Source organism: Streptomyces sp. NPDC005799 (genome assembly GCF_040630525.1).
Classification (GTDB): Bacteria; Actinomycetota; Actinomycetes; order Streptomycetales; family Streptomycetaceae; genus Streptomyces; species Streptomyces griseorubiginosus_B.
Genome location: NZ_JBEXXQ010000029.1, coordinates 1 through 18,639, shown reverse-complemented (window position 1 = coordinate 18,639; position 18,639 = coordinate 1). Strand labels below are relative to the sequence as shown.

Sequence of the window (18,639 nt, the reverse complement as noted above, 5' to 3'; positions counted from 1 at the left end):
CTCGTGCGGTGCTCCAATGGACCTCGAACCGGCCAACTGGCGTGATCGGCGCGGCCGTTCGGCAGCCGGGGAAGCGCACAGCCACCCGGGCGGCGGGGGAATGATGCCCGGGTGGCTGTGGGTTCGGGGGGCGGCGCGGGGAGGCGCCGTGGGCGGCTACTTGGCGGCGGCCCTCGCGGGGGCGGGGGTCGGGGCGCCGAGGTGGTCGGACAGGGCGCCGAGGACGCCGGTCAGGACCCGCTCGAGACGGGATTCGACGCCGATCTCGGCGACCTTGCGGCCCAGCCGCCCGGAGCCCGGCACGAGGTTGTGGACGCTCAGCACCACCCGGCTCGCGCCGCCCGCCGGCTCGACGGTGTACGTGCCGCCGAACCAGGTCTGCACGGCGACCGCCCCGGCCACGCGGTCCACGGTCAGCTCCAGGTAGTCGGCGCCGGAGTCGCCGAAGCGGCCGACGAACTTGTCGGGGCCGCCCTCCAGGGTCACCGCCCCGCTCTCCCGGGTGTGGTCGCCGGCCAGCACCAGCGCGTTGCCGTCGACGCCGGCCTCACCCTCGCGCACGGTCAGCAGGGCCTCTGACACGTGCTCCACGGGGGCCTCGACGATTCCCTCGACGCGCCACTTGGCCTGCTCAGCCGCAGATGTGTTCATGACTACCCCTCAAGGCTAAACTAATTCCATACGTGGGACTTCTCGGAGTCTCGGATATATCGATCGATCGAGCATCTCCGATCATCGAATATCTCGTTTGATCAAATATCTCGGTTGATCGAATATCTCGATCTATCGAAATACTTTCCTCCTGGAGGTGGTCCATGTCAACCCGGCCCAGTCGTCGCAGGACCCAGCTGATGGCGGCGATCGAGGACGCCGTGCGGGACAACGGCGGGCGCGGGCAGCTGCTCCACCAGGCGATCGCCGAGCGGTTCGGGCTGAACCCGACCGACATGAAGTGCGTCGACCTGGCCCGCAGCGAGGAGCGGCTGACGGCCGGGCGGCTCGCCGAGATCACCGGCATGAGCACGTCGGCGACCACGGCCGTGCTGGACCGGATGGAGAAGGCCGGCTTCATCGAGCGGGTCCGCGACCCGCACGACCGGCGCAAGGTCATCGTGGTCTCCACCGGCCGCCGCGAGCAGGAGTTGGCCGCCGCGTTCGCCCCGCTCAAGGACGTCATGACGGCCGTCCTGGAGTCGTACGACGACGAACAGCTGGAGCTCATCGCGGGGTTCGTCGGGCGGGTCAACGACCTGCTGCGGGATCTGACGCACCAGTTGCCCGGGGCGCCGCTCACCACGCCACCGGCAGCGCGTTGACGCCCCGGATCATCCCGGTCCCCCAGCTCAGCTCCCGCTCGGTGACGGCCAGCCGCAGGGCGGGGAAGCGGCGCACCAGGGCGTCGAGTGCCACCTGCAGCTCCACCCGGGCCAGGGGCGCCCCGAGACAGCGGTGGATGCCGTGCCCGAAGGCGATGTGCCGGTTCTCCGGACGCCCGAGGTCGAGGACGTCGGGGTCCTCGAAGGCCTCGGCGTCCCGGTTGGCGGACGCGGTGGACGGGATCACCGCCTCGCCGGGCCGGACCACCGTGGCGCCGATCTTGACCTCCTCGGTGGCGATCCTGATGGTGCCGCCGCTCACCGGCCCCGGGGTCCAGCGCAGCAGTTCCTCCACTGCCTCGGCCGGGAACGGGCCGCCACGCAGCGGGTCCAGCTGTCCGGGGTGGCGCAGCAGCGCGAGCACCGAGTTGGCCAGGGAGTTGGCGACCGTGTGGTAGCCGGCGGTGATGAGCGTGGCGGCCACGGTGACCAGTTCCGCGGGGCGCAGCCGGTCCTCGTCGCGGGCCGCGATCAGGGTGCCGAGCAGGTCGTCGCCCGGGGTCTGCTGCTTCTCCTGCTTCTCCGCGATCAGGTGCCGCAGATAGTCGGCGAGCCGCTCCCGGGCGCCGGTGACCGCGCCGGCCGCGTGCGGGGCGAGGGTCAGGGCCGCGTCCGTCCACTCCTTGAAGGACTCCCGGTCCTCGTCCGGCACGCCCAGCAGTTCGCAGATGGTGATGATGGGCAGCGGGCGGGCCAGGTGCTCCACCAGGTCGACGGGCGGCCCGATCTCCGCCATGTCGTCCAGCAGCCGCTCGGCGGTACGGGCGATCCGCGGCCGTAACCGCTCGGCCTGACGGCCGGTGAAGGCGGGGGCGAGCAGCCGGCGCAGCCGGGTGTGGTCGGGCGGGTCCATCGCCATGATGGAGTCCGGTTCGGGGCGTGCCGGGCCGAGCCGCGGCGCGTCGGGCCGGGTGGTGGCCGCGCGGCTGAGGCGGGGGTCGTTGAGCACGGCGCGGACGTCCTCGTACCGGGTCACGAGCCAGGCCCGGTCCCCGGTGGGCAGGTCGGCACGGGCCACCGGGCAGCTCTCCCGCAGCAGTCGCCACTCGGCCGGCGGATCGAACAGGCGGCTGGTCTCGAACGGGAAGCGCAGGCCCTCGTCCGGGATGTCGTCGGACAAGACGGTCCTCCAGGATGCTCGATGAGGCGCGGCGGGCCGTTCAGTCGACGACTTCCATCTGGCCCATCATTCCCATGGTCATGTGGCCCAGCAGATGGCAGTGGTACATGAACTTGCCCGTGTAGTCGGTGAACTTGAGCTTGAAGCGGACGGTCCTGCCCGGCATGACCGTGACGGTGTCCTTCAGGCCCGACTCGCCGGGCGCGGGGGCCGTGCCGTCGCGGTCCACCACCTGGAAGTGCTCCAGGTGGGTGTGCATCGAGTGCGGGATGCCGAACCTGGTGTCGGTGTTGGTGACGGTCCAGATCTCCGTGGTGCCGAGTCGGGGCCGGAGGTCGACACGCTCGGGGTCGAACGGCTTGCCGTTGATGAGGTGTTGTCCGGTGGCGACGTCGAAGGACATCACGAAGGTCCGCTCGACGGTGGGGGTGCCGAGGTCGGGCACCGGGCGCAGCCGGTCGGGGACGCTGGAGGGGTCTTCCGCGGTGCGCACCACGTCGAAGCGCATGACCTCCGGGGCCTCGCCGGGGAAGGCGACCTTGTTGCCGAGGACGATCTTCGAGCCGACGGGGTAACGGGAGAAGTCGATGACGACCTCCTGCCGTTCGGCCGGCCATATCTCCAGCACCCGGGCGGAGACCGGGGCGGGCAGCAGGCCGCCGTCGGAAGCGATGTGGGTCATCTCGTCGCCCTCGCCCAACTGCAGCAGGAACGCCCGCTCGTTGGAGGTGTTGGTCAGGCGGATGCGGTACTTGCGGGCGGCGACCTCGAAGTACGGGCGCGGGCTGCCGTTGACCAGGAGGGTGGGCCGGTCGCGGAAGCCGTCCATGGCGTACACCAGTGAGCCGTCGGCGGCGAACTTGGCGTCCCGCAGGTACAGGGGGACGTCGTACCGGCCCTTGGGCAGGGGCAGCCGCTCCTCGAACTCGTCGGTCAGGAGGTAGCCGGCCACCGTGCCGCGGTAGATGTTCTCGGTGTGCGCCTCCAGCGAGTGGTCGTGCAGCCACATGGTCGAGGCGCGCTGCTCGTTGGGGTAGAAGAAGACGCGGCTGCCGCCGGGGCGCACCTCCTCGGCCGGGTGTCCGTCGTAGCGGGCCGGGACGTGGCCGCCGTGCAGATGCATGGCGAACGGCACGTCGAGGGCGTTGGTCTGCTCGATGAACACCGGCCGGCCGCGGGTGGCCTTGATGACCGGGGCGACCTCGCCGTTGAACAGCCGCATCCGGGTGGTGGTCCCCGGCAGCACGGCGACATCGGCCTCCTTCGGGCTGAGCCGGTAGACGTCGTACCACCCCTTGGACCGCCCGCGCCCCTGCCGGACCGGGCTCAGCACCCGGGCGGGCCTGAGCGGGACACCGAAGGGCTCGTCGGCCGCCGCACCGCCGGACCCCTCGGCCAGGGCGATGCCGGAGGCGGAGCCGGCCGCCAGCACGCCGGTGGCGGCGCCCGCCTTGATCAGTTGCCTGCGCGTCAGCACGTGCACTCTCCTTCGTCACCTCGTTCCGGCGCCGCTCGGGACCGGCAGCGCACATTCAGCCGCAGCGGCCTAGGCGCCCGCTTGAGCGGCGGTACACCGGGGGGCTCTTCGGGTACGTCGGGGTGGAGGGGCGTGTGCGGGGTTGTGCGGTGGTGGGGGGTCGGGGTCGAGGTCGGCGGGGTGGCCGTACCTCACGCCGTGCGGGCCCTCGAAGGACGGCGGATGACACCGCCCCCCACACCCCCCGCCGGCACACCCGGGCTGCCGCGGCACCCCCTACCCCCAGCCGCCCGGGACGGCGGATGTCGCCGCGCCTCGTGCCGGGCGGTCATCCACCGGGCCGGGCCAGACCGCCGTACCTCACGCCGTGCGGTGGACCTTGTGCTGGGCTGCCTGGGCTCGGGGGCGGACGACGATCAGGTCGATGTTGACGTGGGTGGGGCGGGTGACGGTCCAGGTGACGGTGTCGGCTATGTCCTCGGCCGTGAGGGGGGATTCGATGCCCCGGTAGACGGCGGCCGCCGCGTCCTCGTCGCCGCGGAAGCGGTGGAGGGCGAACTCCTCGGTGCGCACGATGCCGGGTGCGATCTCGATCACCCGGACCGGCTCGCCGCACAGTTCCAGCCGCAGCGTGGCCGCGAGCGCGTGCGCCCCGTGTTTGGCTGCCGCGTAGCCACCGCCGCCCTCGTAGGCGACATGGCCCGCGGTGGAGGACAGCACCACGACCGTGCCGTCGCCGCTCGCCACGAGCGCGGGCAGCAGGGCCTGGGTGACGTGCAGGACGCCGAGGACGTTCACCTCGTACATCGCCGACCAGTCGGCGGGGTCGGCGACGGCCACGTACTCGGTGCCGAGCGCGCCACCCGCGTTGTTCACCAGCACGTCGACCCGGTCCAGACCGTCGGCGAAGGCCCGTACGGCGTCGCGGTCGGTGACGTCGAGGGCGTGTACGGAACACCGGCCGCCGTCCGCCTCGATCCGCGCGGCGACCTCGTCGAGGCGGTCCTTGCGGCGGGCGGCCAGCACCACCCGGTACCCGGCGGCGGCGAGCCGACGGGCGGTCGCGGCACCGATCCCGCTGCCCGCTCCGGTGACGACGGCGGTGGCCGTGCCCATACGGCTTACGGGGCTTACGGGGCTTGTGCGGCTCATGGGGGTACCTCCAGGGACTCCGCGGACCGAGACCCCCGCACCGTGCCGCCCCCCTCTCGATACGCCCTGAAGTCACCCTTGAGCCGGTCTACGGAGCATGCCGGGCCTCGGAGCAAAGAGGAGGAACCGGTGATGCAAGCGAACGTCAGCGACGGGTCGGCGAGGCTCGGGCGCCGTGGAGTGCTGTTCGGAATGGCCTCGGGCGCGGTCGCGCTGCTGCCCACGCCCGCGCTCGCCCAGCAGGGCGAGCGCGGCCGGCATGCCGTGCAGGTCGTGGAGGCGGTGGCCGCGCCCGACGCACTGACCCTCAGCACGGACACGGTGGCCGCGGGCGCCGTGACCCTGCGCGCCACCACCCCCGACCAGAAGCAGCAGCACCCGCTCGGGCTGGTCAGGCTGCGGCCCGGCGTGACCCTGGTGGACTTCCTGACCCACTACCGGCAGGCCGCCACCGCCACCGACCCGGCCGAGCGCCGCGCCGGCCTCGCCCTCATCGACAGCGAGGCCCGCTACTTCGGCGGACCGGCGGTCAGCGCGGTGGGCGGCCCGGTCGAGACGAGCTGGATCCTCGCGCCCGGCACCTACCACCTGCTCGACTACACCACCGTCGACCCCGCCCACCCCGAGCGCGTGCGCACCCTCACCGTGACCGGCACCCGCCCGCAGGGCCGCCTCCCGGTCACCGCGCACACCATCGCCCCGTACGACGACGGCGACCAGGGCCGCTACCTCACCGCCCCCACCCTGCCCGCCGACGGCACCTTCCAGGTCGTCAACCACACCGCCCAGCTCAACGAGGTGATGTTCCTGCGCACCACCCCGGGCGCCACCGAGGCGGACGTCACCGCCTGCATGGAGGCGCTGCGCAAGGGCCAGCAGCCGCCGGTGTACCCCTTCGTCGGCGTGCCCGTCGGACTCACGCCGTTGCAGCCCGGTGCCTCCGCGGTCTTCTCCCTCGCCCTGCAGCCCGGCGGCTACCTCCTCACCTCCTTCATCAGCAACCGGCAGACGCTCGTCAAGCGCGCCTTCGAGGGCATGTGGCAGCTGGTCACGCTCCGCTGACCCGCCGTCGCCCCTCCCCCACGAGAGCCATCAGCCAGTCCTACGCGAGAGAGAGATGAGCAACTATGAGGACGGTGGCCCCACGAGACGGGCGACGGCGCGTCCTGCTGTCCACGGTCTCCTCGGACGCCCACACCTGGAACCTGGTCTTCCTGCAGCTGCTGCTCGAGGAGATGGGCCACGAGGTCGTCAATCTCGGGCCGTGCGTACCCGACCGGCTGCTGCTCGACTCCATGCGCCGCGTCCGGCCCGACCTGCTGGTGGTCAGCACCGTCAACGGCCACGGCCGCCTCGACGGGGCACGGGTGATCCGCAAGCTGCGCGCCGACCCCGTGGCCGGTGACGTCCCCGCCGTCATCGGCGGCAAGCTGGGCATCGACGGCGACGAGGGCACCGCGGCCGCCCGGGCCCTGGTCGACGCCGGTTTCGACGCGGTGTTCACCGACACCGCGGACGCCTCGTCGATCGGCCGGCTCCTCGGCGCGCTGCCGCAGCGGGCCGCGGAGGGCAGGGCGGTATGACGGAGCAGTCTGTGCTCGGCCGTTCCCCCGCCGACCTGGGCGACCAGGTACGCCGGGCGGCGGACGCGGGCCGTCTCGTCGTACAGCCCCGGATGGGGATGGCCGCCCCGGACGCGATGGCCGCGGGGCTGCGGGCGGTGTGCTCGCTGCCGTTCCCGACCGTGGGCACCCTCACGCTGGACAGCTACACCCGGGTCGGCGACCACGACCACGCGCGGGCGGCACTGGCCGCGGGCGACCCGCTCAACGGCTTCCCGCTGGTGGCGCACGGCCCGCGGGTCGCCGCCGAGGTCGCGCGGGCGGCCGGGGGGCGGCCGGTGCAGGTGCGGCACGGCTCCGCGCTGCCGCGGGACATCTTCCGCACGATGGTGCGCGCCGGGCTGTCCGCGAGCGAGGGCGGCCCGGTGTCGTACTGCCTGCCCTACGGCCGCACCCCGCTCGCCGAGTCGGTCGCCAACTGGCGTGCCGCGACAGCCGAGTTCGCCGGGCTGAGCCGGGACCGCGGGCTGCGCGCGCATCTGGAGACCTTCGGCGGCTGCCTGCTCGGCCAGCTCTGCCCGCCCTCCCTGCTGGTGGCGACGAGCCTGCTGGAGGCCCTGTTCTTCGTGCAGCAGGGCACGCCCAGCGTCTCGTTGAGCTACGCCCAGCAGACCGACGCCCGGCAGGACGTGGAGGCGCTGACCGCGCTGCGGATGCTCGCGGACGCCTGGCTGCCGGGCCATGTCGACCGGCATCTGGTGCTCTACACGTACATGGGTGTCTTCCCGGGCAGTCCGCGGGGCGCCCGGCTGCTGATGGACCGCAGCGCGGAGCTCGCGGTGCGCGGCGGCGCCCAGCGGCTCGTGGTGAAGACCCCGGCGGAGGCGCTACGGCTGCCGACCGTCGCGGAGAACATCGCCTCGCTCAGGTCGGCCGACCGCGCCGCCGAGCGGGCCCGGGCGGACAGCCGGATCCCGTGGGCGCACGAGGTGGACCCCGGTGAGGTGCTGGCCGAGGCCGGGGCGCTGGTCGAGGCGACGCTGGAGCTGCACGAGGACGTGGGCACCGCGCTGACCCGCGCCTTCGCCGCCGGGATCCTGGACGTGCCGTTCTGTCTGCACGAGGACAACCGGGGGCTGACCCAGGCGGCGGTCGACGGGGAGGGCCGGCTGCGCTGGACGAGGACCGGGCGGATGCCGCTGCCGCGCCGGGTGGGCGCGTCCCCGGGTCCGGTGACCGCGGGACGGCTGCTGCAGATGCTGCGCTACACCGCCGACCGGCACGATCTGCTGGCGCTGGAGGGGGCCCCGGAGTCGGGCTCGGCCGGATTCCCCGAGCCGCTGCCCGGGGACACGCCGCCCGAGCCGTACCGGATCGCGGTGGTGGGCACCGGGCCGCGCGGCATCTCCGTGCTGGAACGGCTGGCGGTCCGCCTCGCCGAGCGGCCCGCGCCGCGTCCCGTCGAGGTGTACGCCATCGACGCGGTGGAGGTGGGGCCGGGCCGTATCTGGCGTACGGACCAGCCGCGTTGGTCGATGATGAACACGGTCTGCGGCGAGGTCACCATCTTCTCCGGGCTCCCGGACTCCGGTCCCGCCCGGGCGGGCGCCGGGCCCTCGCTGTACGAGTGGTGGCGGGTCGTCGAGCCGGACCGGGCCGCCCCCGACGTGTGCGCGCCGCGCGGGCTGTACGGCCAGTACCTCGCCTACGCCCTGGACCGGATCGAACAGACGCTGCCGCCGGACACGTTCCGGCTGCGGCGGTTGCGGCGGTACGTCGAGACGGTCGTCCGCGAGCCGGACGGACGGTATCTGCTCTCGCTCGGCGGTGGGGAGCAGCTGCGCGCCGACCGGGTGGTGCTGACGACCGGTCACCCGCTGCCCGAACTCCGGCCCGAGCAGCGTGCGTTGGCCGACTTCGCGGCGGCGCGCCCCGGGCTGCGGTACGTGCGCGGCGACTCGGCGGTCGACATGCCGCTGGCGGACGTCCCGCCCGGCAGCACCGTGGGCGTCATCGGCCTCGGGTTGTCCTTCTACGACGTGCTCGCCGCCCTCACCACCGGGCGCGGCGGCCGGTTCGTACCGGCCGACGGGGGCGGACTGCGGTATGTGCCCTGCGGGCGGGAGCCGGTGGTGGTGGCCGGGTCCCGCAGCGGGGTGCCGCTGCTCGCCCGGGGCCGCAACCAGAAGGGGCCCCGGCACACCTACCGGCCGCTGCTGTTCACCCGGGAACGGATCCGCGCGCTGCGCCGCCGCGGACCACTCGACTTCCGGGCCGACGTCCTGCCATGGCTGCTGGCCGAGGTGGAACTGGTCCGCTGCGCGACGGCACTGCAACGGGCCTACGGCCCCGACATCGCCGAACGCTTCCGCCACGAGGCGGTGGAGGCGGTACGCGCGTGGGGGGATGGCCGGGAGGCGGTGCGCGCGACGGGCGGCGACGCACGAGGAGTACGCGCAACAGGCGGCGATACGTGGGAAGTCCACACCACCGGCGGCGCCCCACGGGGAGTCCGCACCACCGACGAAACCCGGGCAGGCCGCACCACTGGCGACGCCCCACAGGCAGCCCGTGCAACGGGCGACGACCCGCAGGCAGTTCGTACACCAGGCGGCCCGCGGGCAGTGCGTGTGCCGGTCCGTGGGCCGCAGGATGTGGTGGTGCGGGCGGCGGCGCGTTGTGGGCTGCGTGGGTGGCGGGCGGTGGATCTGGAGGAGTGGGCCTGGCCGTTTCGTGGGCGGCGGTTCGCGAGTCCCGAGGCGTTCGAGGCGGAGTTGGCCGCACTGTTGCGCCGGGATCTGGAGCTGGCCGCCGAGGGCAACGCCGAGGGGCCGGTGAAGGCGTGCCTCGACACCATCCGGGACGTGCGCGGAGTGCTGCGCACCGCGGTGGACTTCTCCGGGCTCGCACCCGACTCGCACCGCGGGGACTTCCTGTCGGACTTCGTGCCAATGGTGTCCCGGCTGACCACGGGTCCGCCCATGGTCCGGCTGGAGCAGCTGCTGGCGCTCCTGGACGCCGGGCTGCTGCGCGTCGCCGGGCCGGACGCCCGGTTCGGCGCCGACGAGGACACCGGCCGGTTCTTCGTGGAGTCCCCGCATGTCGCGGACAGCCGCAGCGCGCTGGACGTGCTGATCGACGCCCGCATCCCGGAGCCCGACCTGCGCCGGGCCCACGGTGACCTGACCGCCCGGCTGCGCGACCAGGGGCTGCTCACGCCGTACGTCAACCGGGGCCCGGACGGCGGGGAGTTCGCCACCGGCGGTGTCACGGTCACGGGCTCGCCGTTCCATCCGGTCCGCGCCGACGGACGCCCCGAGACCGGCATGTACGTGCTGGGCATCCCGAGCGAGTTCGCCCGCTGGTTCACCCAGGTCGGCAGCGGACGCCCAGGCGTGTGGGGGGAGTTCACGGCCGACGCCGACGCGATTGCCGAGGACGCCCTGACCGGGGCGCACACCACCCCCGACCACCCGGAACTGACCGGCGTCGTCCTGAGCCCCCGCTGGCGCACGGCACTGACCACGACCGACGACGAGGGAGAACGGTGATGTCGGCACGCAGCGTCACGGGATCCGCCCGGACGGACGACACCGGGACACCGCCACTGGCCGCCGCACCGCCGGCCGGTGCGGACGGCGCCCACCGGGCCGGTCGTCCACACCCGGCGCGGGAGGAGTCGAACGACGCCCCGCGCCGGGCCGTCACCCGCCAGGGCACGGAATACCGTTCCGCTCGTCACACCGAGGCCCACCACCACTTCCGCGCCGCCCGCGACCTGTTGCTCCGCCACCGCACCGAGCCCGACGCCGCCGTCGCCGGCTTCCGCTGGCCGCGGCCCGCGTACTTCAACTGGGCGTTGGAGTGGTTCGACGTGGTCGCGGAGGGAAACGAGGCGCCCGCGCTGGAGCTGGTCGGGCGGGACGGGACCGTGCGTGGGGTGTCGTACGCCGAGATGTCCCGGCGCTCGGACGCGGTGGCCATGTGGCTGGCCCGGCTGGGAGTGACCCGTGATGACCGGCTGATGGTGGTGCTCGGTACGCAGGTGGAGCTGTGGGAGGTGCTGCTGGCGGCGCTGAAACTGGGGGCCGTGGTGGTGCCCAGCCACCCGGACCTGACCCCGGACCAGGCCGCCGACCGGGTCGGCCGCGGGCGCCTCGCGCATCTGGTGTGCCGGTCCGCGTCGACCGACGCCTTCGCGTCCGTGACCGTCCCCGGCATACGGGTCGCGGTGCCAGGACCCGACGGGCGCGTACCCCGGGGCTGGACGGACTACGGCGACAGTCACGCGGTCGGCGAGCCCTTCGTACCCGACGACCCCACCCCCGCCGACGACGTAGCCTTCTGCTACTTCACCTCCGGCACCACCTCCACGCCCAAGCTGGTCGCCCACACCCACCTCAGCTATCCGGCCGGCCACCTCTCCAGCCTCTACTGGAACGGCCTGCTGCCCGGCGACCGGCACGTCAACGTCTCCTCCCCCGGCTGGGCCAAGCACTCCTGGAGCAGCCTGTTCGTGCCGTGGAACGCCGAGGCCACGATCGTCGCGCTGCCCGAGGGCCCGGTGGACCCGGCGGGGCTGCCCCGGCTGCTGGACCGGCTCGCGGCGGACAGCTTCTGCGCCCCGCCGAGCACCTGGCAGGCCCTGCGCCCCCATCTCGGCTCGGCCGCACCCCGGTTGCGGGAGGCGACGAGCGCCGGGGAGCCCCTGCCGACGGACCTCGCCGAGGCCGTACGGAACGCCTGGGGTGTCGTCGTACGCGACGGGTACGGCCAGACCGAGACGACGGCGCTGATCGGCACCCCACCCGGCGGCACTCCCCGGCCCGGACTGCTGGGCCGCCCGCTGCCCGGCTACCGCATCACCCTGCGCGACCCGGACACCGGCGAGCGCCATGAGCAAGTGGGCGAGATCTGCGTGGAGTTGGCGCCTGAGGTTGGTGAGCGGGGCGCGGACGGCGGGCGGCCGGTCGGTGTGATGGCCGGCTATCCGGACGATCCCGAGCGCACCGAACGGGCCCTGGGGCGCGGCTGGTACGCCACCGGCGACCTCGGCGAACGCGACGCCGACGGCTGGATCCGGGTCCTGGGCCGGCGCGACGACGTGTTCAAGTCCCACGGCCACCGCGTCTCCCCGTACGAGGCGGAGGCCGCGCTGCGCGCCCACCCGGCCGTGGCGGAGGTGGCGGTGGTGCCGGTGCCCGACGAGACGGCCGGTCTGCTGCCGCTCGCCGTCGTCGTCCCGGCCCCCGGCCGTACGGCGGACCCGGCGCTCGCCGCGGAACTGCTGGCCCACACCGAGCGCACCCTCTCCCCCGTCGGCCGCCCCGAGCAGTTGTGCTTCACCGACCGGCTGCCCCGCACCACCTCGGGCAAGGTCCAGCGGCGGACGGTGCGCGAGCAATTGGCGGAGTACGGAACGCCGCACCGATCCACCATCACTTCTCAGTCAAGGAGTTGACGTCATGTCAGTACAGCGGGCCACAGCCGCCGTTCCCCTGGTCGTCGAGGGGCTCGACCGGCCCGAGGAACTCCTCGGGAAGCTGAAGTTCACACCGCTGACCGCGGACGGGCGGGTCGGTGTCGAGGTCTTCCCGCTCTACACCACCGAGCAGACCGGCCCGACGGGCCCCGCGGCCTCGCTGGTGCGCTACCACCCGGGCGCGGCCGCCGCCCCGCACCGGCACACCAGTTACGAAATCATCCTGGTCCTCGACGGCGAGCTGATCACCGAGGACGGACGGCACCCCAAGAACTCCCTGCTGGTCATGGCCCCCGGCAGCGTGCACGCCCCGCGCACGGAACAGGGCGCGCTGATGCTGGTGGTGTGGGAGGCGCCGGTGGAGCCGGCGGAACCCGTGGAGTGACCGGGGGCGCACACGCCAAGGGCCGCCGCACCGCAACGGTGTCGGCGGCCCTCCGCGTGGTTCAGGCGCCCCGGATCTCCTCGGACGCGATGCCGTAGACGGCGTAGTGCCGGCCGCGCGAGCGGTCCTGGTACGGCCGCAGCGCCGACGGGTTGTCCTTGTGGTCCGGGCCGAACTGCCAGGTGCGGTAAGCCTCCAGGCTCTCCCACTCGCCGTGCAGCACGAACTCGTCGGGCCGGTCCACGTCCCGCAGCAGCTCGCTGCGCAGCAGTCCGGGGATGGCGCCGGGACGCACCCAGCTGATCTCCCGGTACGCCTCCTCCAGCGGCTCGGTCCCCTCCTCGGGAGCCCGCAGATAGATGACCACACGGATGCGCTCGGTACGCATCGCCTCCGTACTCATCGCCTCGCTGCTCTTCGCCTCGCTGCTCATCGCCTCGGTACTCATCAGCTCAGCCCCTGTCGTCAGTCGTAGTACTCGGGTGCGACCCGCAGCGTCCGCCACTGCTCGGCGTCGTGGCCGTGCACGATCAGGGCGTTCTCGGCGCGGGCCAGCTCCACCAACCGGCGGGTGGAGGCGCGCAGTTCCTTCTCGTCCAGGTCGAAGGGGAGGACGGGGCGCTTGTCGGCGTCCAGGGCCGCACTGACGGGGATCGCGTCCACGGCCAGCAGCACGGGCCCGGTGTGCGCCAGGCGGACCAGGACGGACTGGTGGCCCGGCACATGGCCGCCGGAGGCGATCAGCTCGACGCCGGGCAGGAGTTCGGTGTCGCCCTCGACCGTGCGGTAGCGCAGGCCCGGCACGTCCCACAGCGGACGTGACGCCTCCAGCCGCGGCACGGTGCCCGAGCGGGCCAGGTCGAGGTGCTCGCGCTGGATCACGAACTCGGCGCCCGTGAAAGCGGAATGACCGCCGACGTGGTCGGGGTCGAGATGGGAGCAGACGACGGTGTCGACGTCCTCGGGGCGGACGCCGAGGCGGGACAGCGTCGCCACCACGTCCTCGCCCTCGGCGACCTGGACGGGCCCGCCGCCCGGCGCCGCCCCGGTGTCGACCAGCACCGTACGCCCGTCGTCGGTGCGGATCAGATAGCCGGGCACCGGCGCCTGGAGCCCCGGGATGGTGCCCAGCCTCAGCAAGTACAGCCTCATTCTGCGCGTTCCCTTCCGGCGCGGCGGGTTGCCGCTGCCGCCCGGCATGGTGGGCGCGCGCGCTCGAGCGGCGCTCAAGCGGAGGCGATCACACTCGGCGCAAGCGCGCCGTCGGACAGAGGAGAGCCCCGTGACGCACGCAGCAGACGAGACGTACCTGGCAGGGGAGGGAGAGCCGGACCCGCAGCGGTGGCGCGCCGCCGCAGTGATCCTCGTGGCCATCGCCCTCGACCTGATCGACACCACGATCGTGAACGTGGCACTGCCCGTGCTGCAGACCGACCTGGGCGCCGGAAAGGCGGCGCTCCAGTGGGTGGCCGCCGCGTACACGCTCACCTTCGCCCTCAGCCTGATCACCGTCGGCCGGGTCGGTGACATGCTCGGCCGCAAGAGGATGATCTCCATCGGCATCGTCGTGTTCGTCGCCGCCTCGCTGCTGTGCGGCGCGGCGCAGAGCACGGAGATGCTCATCGCCTCCCGGGTGCTGCAGGGCCTGGGCGGCGCCATCGTGATGACCCAGGGACTGTCCGTCTTCCAGGTCAGCTTCCCGCCCAAGGAACGCGCCGCCGTCTTCGGCATGTTCGGCGCCCTGTCCGGGGTCGCCGCGATGCTCGGCCCGGTGCTGGGCGGCGTGCTCGTCAACGCCGACCTGTTCGGCTGGTCGTGGCGCCCGATCTTCCTGGTGAACGTGCCGGTCGGTCTGTTCGCCCTGATCGGGGTGAACCTGTACGTGCGCGAGTCGCGTTCGCCCAACGTCAAGCACCTGGACCTGGTGGGTGTCGCCCTGGTGACGCTGGCCCTGCTGTCGCTGCTGTACCCGCTGGTGCAGGGCGAGCAGGACGGCTGGCCCACCTGGTCGTTCGTCGCCATGGGCTGCTCGGTGCCGCTGTTCGTGATCTTCGGTCTGTACGAGCGGCGCAAGGCGTCCCGGGACGGCTCCGCGCTGGTGGAGCCGAGCCTGTTCAAGGAGCGGTCGTTCGTGGCCGGTCTCCTGGTGATGCTGAGCTTCTTCGCCATCATCTCGGGCCTGTTCTTCCCGTTCACCCTGTATCTGCAGGTAGGTCTCGGGTTCTCGCCGCTGGCGGCGGGTCTCGCCACTGTGCCCTTCTCCTTCGGCGCGATGATCACCTCGTCGTTCTCGGCGGTCCTGGCGATCAAGATGGGCCGCAAGGTGCTCAGCATCGGCATGGTGATCATGGGTGTCGGCATGGTCGCCCTGATCTGGACGATCGACCACTTCGGTTCCGCCACCGGCGGCTGGGACCTGGCGCCGGCGCTCGCCGTGCTCGGTCTCGGCCTCGGCTTCGTCATCTCGCCGGTGGTCGACATCGTGCTGGGCGGGGTCCCGGTGGAGCACGCCGGCTCCGGCTCCGGGGTGCTGAGCACCGCCGACCAGCTCGGTGCCGCCGCGGGTGTCGCCGTCATCGGCGTGCTGTTCTTCAACCTGCTGGCGGGACAGGCGGTGCCCGGCGCGAACACGGCACTTCCCGAACTGCGCAAGGAGCTCACCGCGGCCGGGGTCGCCGCGCCGGCCCAGGACACCATCGCGGCCAACTTCCGCGCCTGCGCGAAGGAGAGCGGCAAGAACGAGGACGCGGGTGCCCCGCCCGCCGTGTGCCGGCGGATCGTCCCGGCCGGGGCGGTGCCCGCCGGCCAGGAGCAGCGCGTCGGCAAGGCGCTCGCCAAGGCTTCGGACAAGGCCCGCAAGGAGGGCTACGCCAAGGCCACGGGCCATGTGCTGTGGTACGAGGTCGGCGTCATCGGCCTCGGCTTCCTGCTCACCTTCATGCTGCCCAAGTACGCCCGCAAGCCCGAGTGGGAGCAGGGCGACGAGGGCGACGCGGGTGGTGAGGAGACGCCGGAGAGCGGCGGCTCCGGCCCGGCGCCCCGGGCGCACACCGCCGAACGCGCCTGACCCACTCGCGGGGAGACCGACGCCCGGAGGACCGGACCGGGCGTCCGGGGCCGCCGTACGCGCACACCCGCGTACGGCGGCCTCGCCGTGCGCCGGGCTGTAGAGCCCTTCGAGCCGCTCTGCAGAACCCGGCGCCACGCTGGCCGCGCAACCGCGGTCCGGCTGTCGTCCCCCTGGAGGGTCCGTGTCCCGTCGTCTGTTCACCTCGGAGTCCGTGACCGAGGGTCACCCCGACAAGATCGCTGACCAGATCAGCGACACCGTTCTCGACGCGCTGCTGCGTGAGGACCCGGCCTCCCGGGTCGCCGTCGAGACGCTGATCACCACCGGTCTGGTGCACGTGGCCGGCGAGGTCACCACCCGGGCCTACGCGCCCATCGCCCAGCTGGTCCGCGACCGGATCACCGAGATCGGCTACGACTCCTCGGCCAAGGGCTTCGACGGCGCCTCCTGCGGGGTGTCGGTGTCGATCGGCGCGCAGTCGCCGGACATCGCCCAGGGCGTGGACACCGGCGGCGCGGGCGACCAGGGGCTCATGTTCGGTTACGCGACCGACGAGACGCCCACCCTGATGCCGCTGCCGATCTCCCTGGCACACCGCCTGTCCAGGCGCCTGTCGGAGGTCCGCAAGGACGGGACGGTCCCCTATCTGCGCCCGGACGGCAAGACGCAGGTCACCATCGAGTACGACGGCGACAGGGCGGTCCGCCTCGACACGGTGGTCGTCTCCTCCCAGCACGCGAGCGACATCGACCTCGGCTCGCTGCTCACCCCGGACGTCCGGGAGCACGTGGTGGATCACGTCCTCGGCCAACTGGCCACCGAGGGCCTGAAGTTGGACACCGAGAACTACCGTCTCCTGGTCAACCCGACCGGCCGCTTCGAGATCGGCGGCCCGATGGGCGACGCGGGTCTGACCGGCCGGAAGATCATCATCGACACGTACGGCGGCATGGCCCGGCACGGCGGCGGCGCCTTCTCCGGCAAGGACCCGTCCAAGGTGGACCGCTCGGCGGCGTACGCGATGCGCTGGGTGGCCAAGAACGTCGTCGCCGCGGGTCTCGCCTCGCGCTGCGAGGTGCAGGTGGCGTACGCGATCGGCAAGGCCGAGCCGGTGGGTCTGTTCGTGGAGACCTTCGGCACCGCCAAGATCGACCACGAGAAGATCGAGAAGGCCATCGACGAGGTCTTCGACCTGCGTCCGGCCGCGATCATCCGCGACCTCGACCTGCTGCGTCCGATCTACGCCCAGACCGCCGCCTACGGCCACTTCGGCCGTGAACTCCCGGACTTCACCTGGGAGAAGACCGACCGCGTGGACGCCCTGCGCAAGGCCGCGGGGGTGTGAGGTGCGTATCGCCGTCACCGGGTCCATCGCCAAGGACCACCTCATGTCCTTCCCGCACAGGTTCGCCGACCAGCTCCTCGCGGAACGCCTGGACCGGATCTCGCTCTCCCTGCTGACGGACGAACTCGAGATCCGCTACGGCGGGGTCGCCGCCAACATCGCCTTCGGGCTCGGCTCGCTCGGCCTCGACCCGCTGCTGGTCGGCGCGGCCGGCGCCGACTTCGCCGACCAGGAGGTCTGGCTGAAGGAACACGGCGTCGACACGGCGGGCGTGCGCATCAGCGACACCCTGCACACCGCGCGCTTCGTGTGCGCCACCGACACCGCCCAGAACCAGATCGGCTTCTTCTACGCCGGCGCGATGGCGGAGGCCCGCCACATCGACCTGCCCGAACTGCTCGCCCGTACCGGCGGCGCCGACCTCGTCGTCATCTCCCCCGACGACCCGGACGCCATGGTCCGTCATGTCCGCCAGTGCGTGCGCCTCGGCGTCCCCTTCGTCGCCGACCCCTCGCAGCAACTGGCCCGGCTGGACCGCGCCCAGACGCGGGCCCTGCTCGACTCCCCGCGCTGGCTGTTCACCAACGAGTACGAGGCCCTGCTCATCCAGGAGCGCACCGGCTGGACGGAACAGCAGGTGCTGGGCCGCGTCGGCACCTGGGTCACCACGCAGGGCGAGCGCGGCTCCCGGATCACCCGCGCGGGCCGCACCACGACCCTCGTCCCGGCCGTCGCGTCCCGGGGCGCCGTCGATCCCACGGGCGCCGGGGACGCCTACCGGGCCGGCTTCCTCGCCGCCCTGGCCTGGGAGCTGGACCTGGAGGACGCGGCCCGGCTGGGCAGCGCCGTCGCCTCGGTGGTGCTGGAGAGCCGCGGCACCCAGACCTACGCCCTGGACGGCAACGACCTCCTGGACCGGCTGTGCGGCACCTACGGCGCCGGCGCGGTACGCCGTCTCATCCCCAGGCTGGGGGCGCTGTCATGACACCGGCGGCCCGGGCCGCGGCGCTGCGTGAGGCCCTGGCCACCCGGGTGGTGGTGGCCGACGGGGCGATGGGCACGATGCTCCAGGCCCAGGACCCCTCCCTCGACGACTTCCAGCAACTGGAGGGCTGCAACGAGGTCCTCAACGTCACCCGCCCCGACATCGTCCGTTCGGTCCATTCGGCCTACTTCGACGCGGGCGTCGACTGCGTCGAGACCAACACCTTCGGCGCCAACCACGCGGCGCTCGCCGAGTACGAGATCCCCGAGCGCGTCGCCGAGCTGTCCGAGGCCGGGGCCCGGATCGCCCGTGAGACGGCGGACGAGTTCGCCGCCCGGGACGGCCGGCTGCGCTGGGTGCTGGGTTCGATGGGCCCGGGCACGAAGTTGCCGACCCTGGGGCATGTGTCGTACGGCGTCCTGCGCGACGCCTATCAGCAGAATGCCGAGGGACTGCTCACGGGCGGCTCGGACGCCCTGCTCGTGGAGACCACGCAGGACCTGCTCCAGACGAAGGCGGCGGTCCTCGGCGCCCGACGCGCACTCCAAGCACTGGGCGCCGACGTTCCGTTGATCGTGTCGGTGACGGTGGAGACGACCGGCACGATGCTGCTGGGCTCGGAGATCGGTGCCGCGCTGACCGCTTTGGAGCCGCTGGGCATCGACATGATCGGCCTGAACTGCGC

The 18,639-nt window shown here is 72.9% G+C and carries 16 protein-coding genes; 10 read left to right on the top strand and 6 right to left on the bottom strand.

The window, feature by feature from the left end; all coding sequences use genetic code 11:
• Positions 1 to 156 precede the first annotated feature (156 nt).
• The gene (locus tag ABZ453_RS26895; RefSeq protein ID WP_359018500.1) at positions 157 to 651 is read right to left on the bottom strand and encodes a hypothetical protein; all 495 of its coding nucleotides are present in this window, start codon (positions 649 to 651) and stop codon (positions 157 to 159) included.
• A gap of 164 nt (positions 652 to 815) precedes the next feature.
• Between ABZ453_RS26895 and ABZ453_RS26890 the strand changes: the two genes are divergently transcribed.
• Positions 816 to 1,316 (top strand): MarR family transcriptional regulator, encoded by a 501-nt coding sequence (locus ABZ453_RS26890; protein WP_359018498.1) that lies wholly within the window; start codon positions 816 to 818, stop codon positions 1,314 to 1,316.
• Here ABZ453_RS26890 and ABZ453_RS26885 read toward each other — a convergent pair.
• The 3 genes from ABZ453_RS26885 to ABZ453_RS26875 all read right to left on the bottom strand — a co-directional run bounded on the left by ABZ453_RS26885 (position 1,291) and on the right by ABZ453_RS26875 (position 5,089).
• A complete protein-coding gene (locus ABZ453_RS26885) occupies positions 1,291 to 2,496 on the bottom strand; it encodes a cytochrome P450 (protein WP_359018496.1) in 1,206 nt (401 codons plus the stop codon). The two genes, ABZ453_RS26890 and ABZ453_RS26885, sit on opposite strands and share 26 nt — an antisense overlap.
• A gap of 40 nt (positions 2,497 to 2,536) precedes the next feature.
• Positions 2,537 to 3,973, bottom strand: coding sequence for a multicopper oxidase domain-containing protein (locus ABZ453_RS26880; RefSeq protein ID WP_359018494.1), 1,437 nt, complete (start codon positions 3,971 to 3,973; stop codon positions 2,537 to 2,539).
• A 360-nt stretch (positions 3,974 to 4,333) separates the two neighbouring features.
• Positions 4,334 to 5,089: an SDR family NAD(P)-dependent oxidoreductase gene (locus ABZ453_RS26875; protein ID WP_359018684.1), complete on the bottom strand. Its 756-nt coding sequence runs from the start codon at positions 5,087 to 5,089 to the stop codon at positions 4,334 to 4,336.
• Positions 5,090 to 5,257: 168 nt separating this feature from the next.
• Here ABZ453_RS26875 and ABZ453_RS26870 point away from each other — a divergent pair, with 168 nt between their 5' ends.
• The 5 genes from ABZ453_RS26870 (at position 5,258) to ABZ453_RS26850 (ending at position 12,554) form a co-directional block, all read left to right on the top strand.
• The gene (locus ABZ453_RS26870; RefSeq protein WP_359018492.1) at positions 5,258 to 6,187 is read left to right on the top strand and encodes a hypothetical protein; all 930 of its coding nucleotides are present in this window, start codon (positions 5,258 to 5,260) and stop codon (positions 6,185 to 6,187) included.
• A 65-nt stretch (positions 6,188 to 6,252) separates the two neighbouring features.
• Entirely contained in the window at positions 6,253 to 6,708 is a 456-nt protein-coding gene (locus ABZ453_RS26865; protein ID WP_133043067.1) for a cobalamin-dependent protein, read from the top strand.
• Positions 6,705 to 10,238 (top strand): FAD/NAD(P)-binding protein, encoded by a 3,534-nt coding sequence (locus ABZ453_RS26860; RefSeq protein WP_359018489.1) that lies wholly within the window; start codon positions 6,705 to 6,707, stop codon positions 10,236 to 10,238. Before ABZ453_RS26865 ends, ABZ453_RS26860 begins: the two co-directional genes overlap by 4 nt.
• Entirely contained in the window at positions 10,238 to 12,148 is a 1,911-nt protein-coding gene (locus tag ABZ453_RS26855; protein WP_359018487.1) for an AMP-binding protein, read from the top strand. Before ABZ453_RS26860 ends, ABZ453_RS26855 begins: the two co-directional genes overlap by 1 nt.
• Positions 12,149 to 12,152: 4 nt before the next feature.
• Positions 12,153 to 12,554 (top strand): cupin domain-containing protein, encoded by a 402-nt coding sequence (locus tag ABZ453_RS26850; protein ID WP_359018485.1) that lies wholly within the window; start codon positions 12,153 to 12,155, stop codon positions 12,552 to 12,554.
• 61 nt (positions 12,555 to 12,615) lie between these two features.
• On the opposite strand, the gene ABZ453_RS26845 is transcribed toward ABZ453_RS26850, so the two are convergent.
• Positions 12,616 to 13,002, bottom strand: a complete 387-nt coding sequence (locus ABZ453_RS26845; RefSeq protein ID WP_359018483.1) for an antibiotic biosynthesis monooxygenase family protein — start codon at positions 13,000 to 13,002, stop codon at positions 12,616 to 12,618.
• A gap of 17 nt (positions 13,003 to 13,019) precedes the next feature.
• Positions 13,020 to 13,706, bottom strand: a complete 687-nt coding sequence (locus ABZ453_RS26840; protein WP_359018481.1) for an N-acyl homoserine lactonase family protein — start codon at positions 13,704 to 13,706, stop codon at positions 13,020 to 13,022.
• Between the two features lie 130 nt (positions 13,707 to 13,836).
• Here ABZ453_RS26840 and ABZ453_RS26835 point away from each other — a divergent pair, with 130 nt between their 5' ends.
• The 4 genes from ABZ453_RS26835 to ABZ453_RS26820 all read left to right on the top strand — a co-directional run.
• The gene (locus ABZ453_RS26835) at positions 13,837 to 15,621 is read left to right on the top strand and encodes an MFS transporter (protein ID WP_359018479.1); all 1,785 of its coding nucleotides are present in this window, start codon (positions 13,837 to 13,839) and stop codon (positions 15,619 to 15,621) included.
• A gap of 184 nt (positions 15,622 to 15,805) precedes the next feature.
• Positions 15,806 to 16,969, top strand: coding sequence for a methionine adenosyltransferase (metK, locus tag ABZ453_RS26830; RefSeq protein WP_359018477.1), 1,164 nt, complete (start codon positions 15,806 to 15,808; stop codon positions 16,967 to 16,969).
• A 1-nt stretch (position 16,970) separates the two neighbouring features.
• Positions 16,971 to 17,954 carry a carbohydrate kinase family protein gene (locus ABZ453_RS26825; protein WP_133043075.1) on the top strand — a complete coding sequence of 328 codons (984 nt, stop codon included), beginning with the start codon at positions 16,971 to 16,973 and terminating at the stop codon, positions 17,952 to 17,954.
• On the top strand, positions 17,951 to 18,639 hold a 689-nt coding region (locus tag ABZ453_RS26820), incomplete at its 3' end, for a homocysteine S-methyltransferase family protein (protein ID WP_359018475.1). The genes ABZ453_RS26825 and ABZ453_RS26820, both read left to right, overlap by 4 nt.

Excerpts from the sequence above, each read along its gene's own strand:
- ABZ453_RS26895 (WP_359018500.1), bottom strand. The coding sequence starts at position 651 with ATGAACACATCTGCGGCTGAGCAGGCCAAGTGGCGCGTCGAGGGAATC.
- ABZ453_RS26890 (WP_359018498.1), top strand. The coding sequence starts at position 816 with ATGTCAACCCGGCCCAGTCGTCGCAGGACCCAGCTGATGGCGGCGATC.
- ABZ453_RS26875 (WP_359018684.1), bottom strand. The coding sequence starts at position 5,089 with ATGGGCACGGCCACCGCCGTCGTCACCGGAGCGGGCAGCGGGATCGGT.
- ABZ453_RS26870 (WP_359018492.1), top strand. The coding sequence starts at position 5,258 with ATGCAAGCGAACGTCAGCGACGGGTCGGCGAGGCTCGGGCGCCGTGGA.
- ABZ453_RS26865 (WP_133043067.1), top strand. The coding sequence starts at position 6,253 with ATGAGGACGGTGGCCCCACGAGACGGGCGACGGCGCGTCCTGCTGTCC.
- ABZ453_RS26860 (WP_359018489.1), top strand. The coding sequence starts at position 6,705 with ATGACGGAGCAGTCTGTGCTCGGCCGTTCCCCCGCCGACCTGGGCGAC.
- ABZ453_RS26855 (WP_359018487.1), top strand. The coding sequence starts at position 10,238 with ATGTCGGCACGCAGCGTCACGGGATCCGCCCGGACGGACGACACCGGG.
- ABZ453_RS26850 (WP_359018485.1), top strand. The coding sequence starts at position 12,153 with ATGTCAGTACAGCGGGCCACAGCCGCCGTTCCCCTGGTCGTCGAGGGG.
- ABZ453_RS26845 (WP_359018483.1), bottom strand. The coding sequence starts at position 13,002 with ATGAGTACCGAGGCGATGAGCAGCGAGGCGAAGAGCAGCGAGGCGATG.
- ABZ453_RS26840 (WP_359018481.1), bottom strand. The coding sequence starts at position 13,706 with ATGAGGCTGTACTTGCTGAGGCTGGGCACCATCCCGGGGCTCCAGGCG.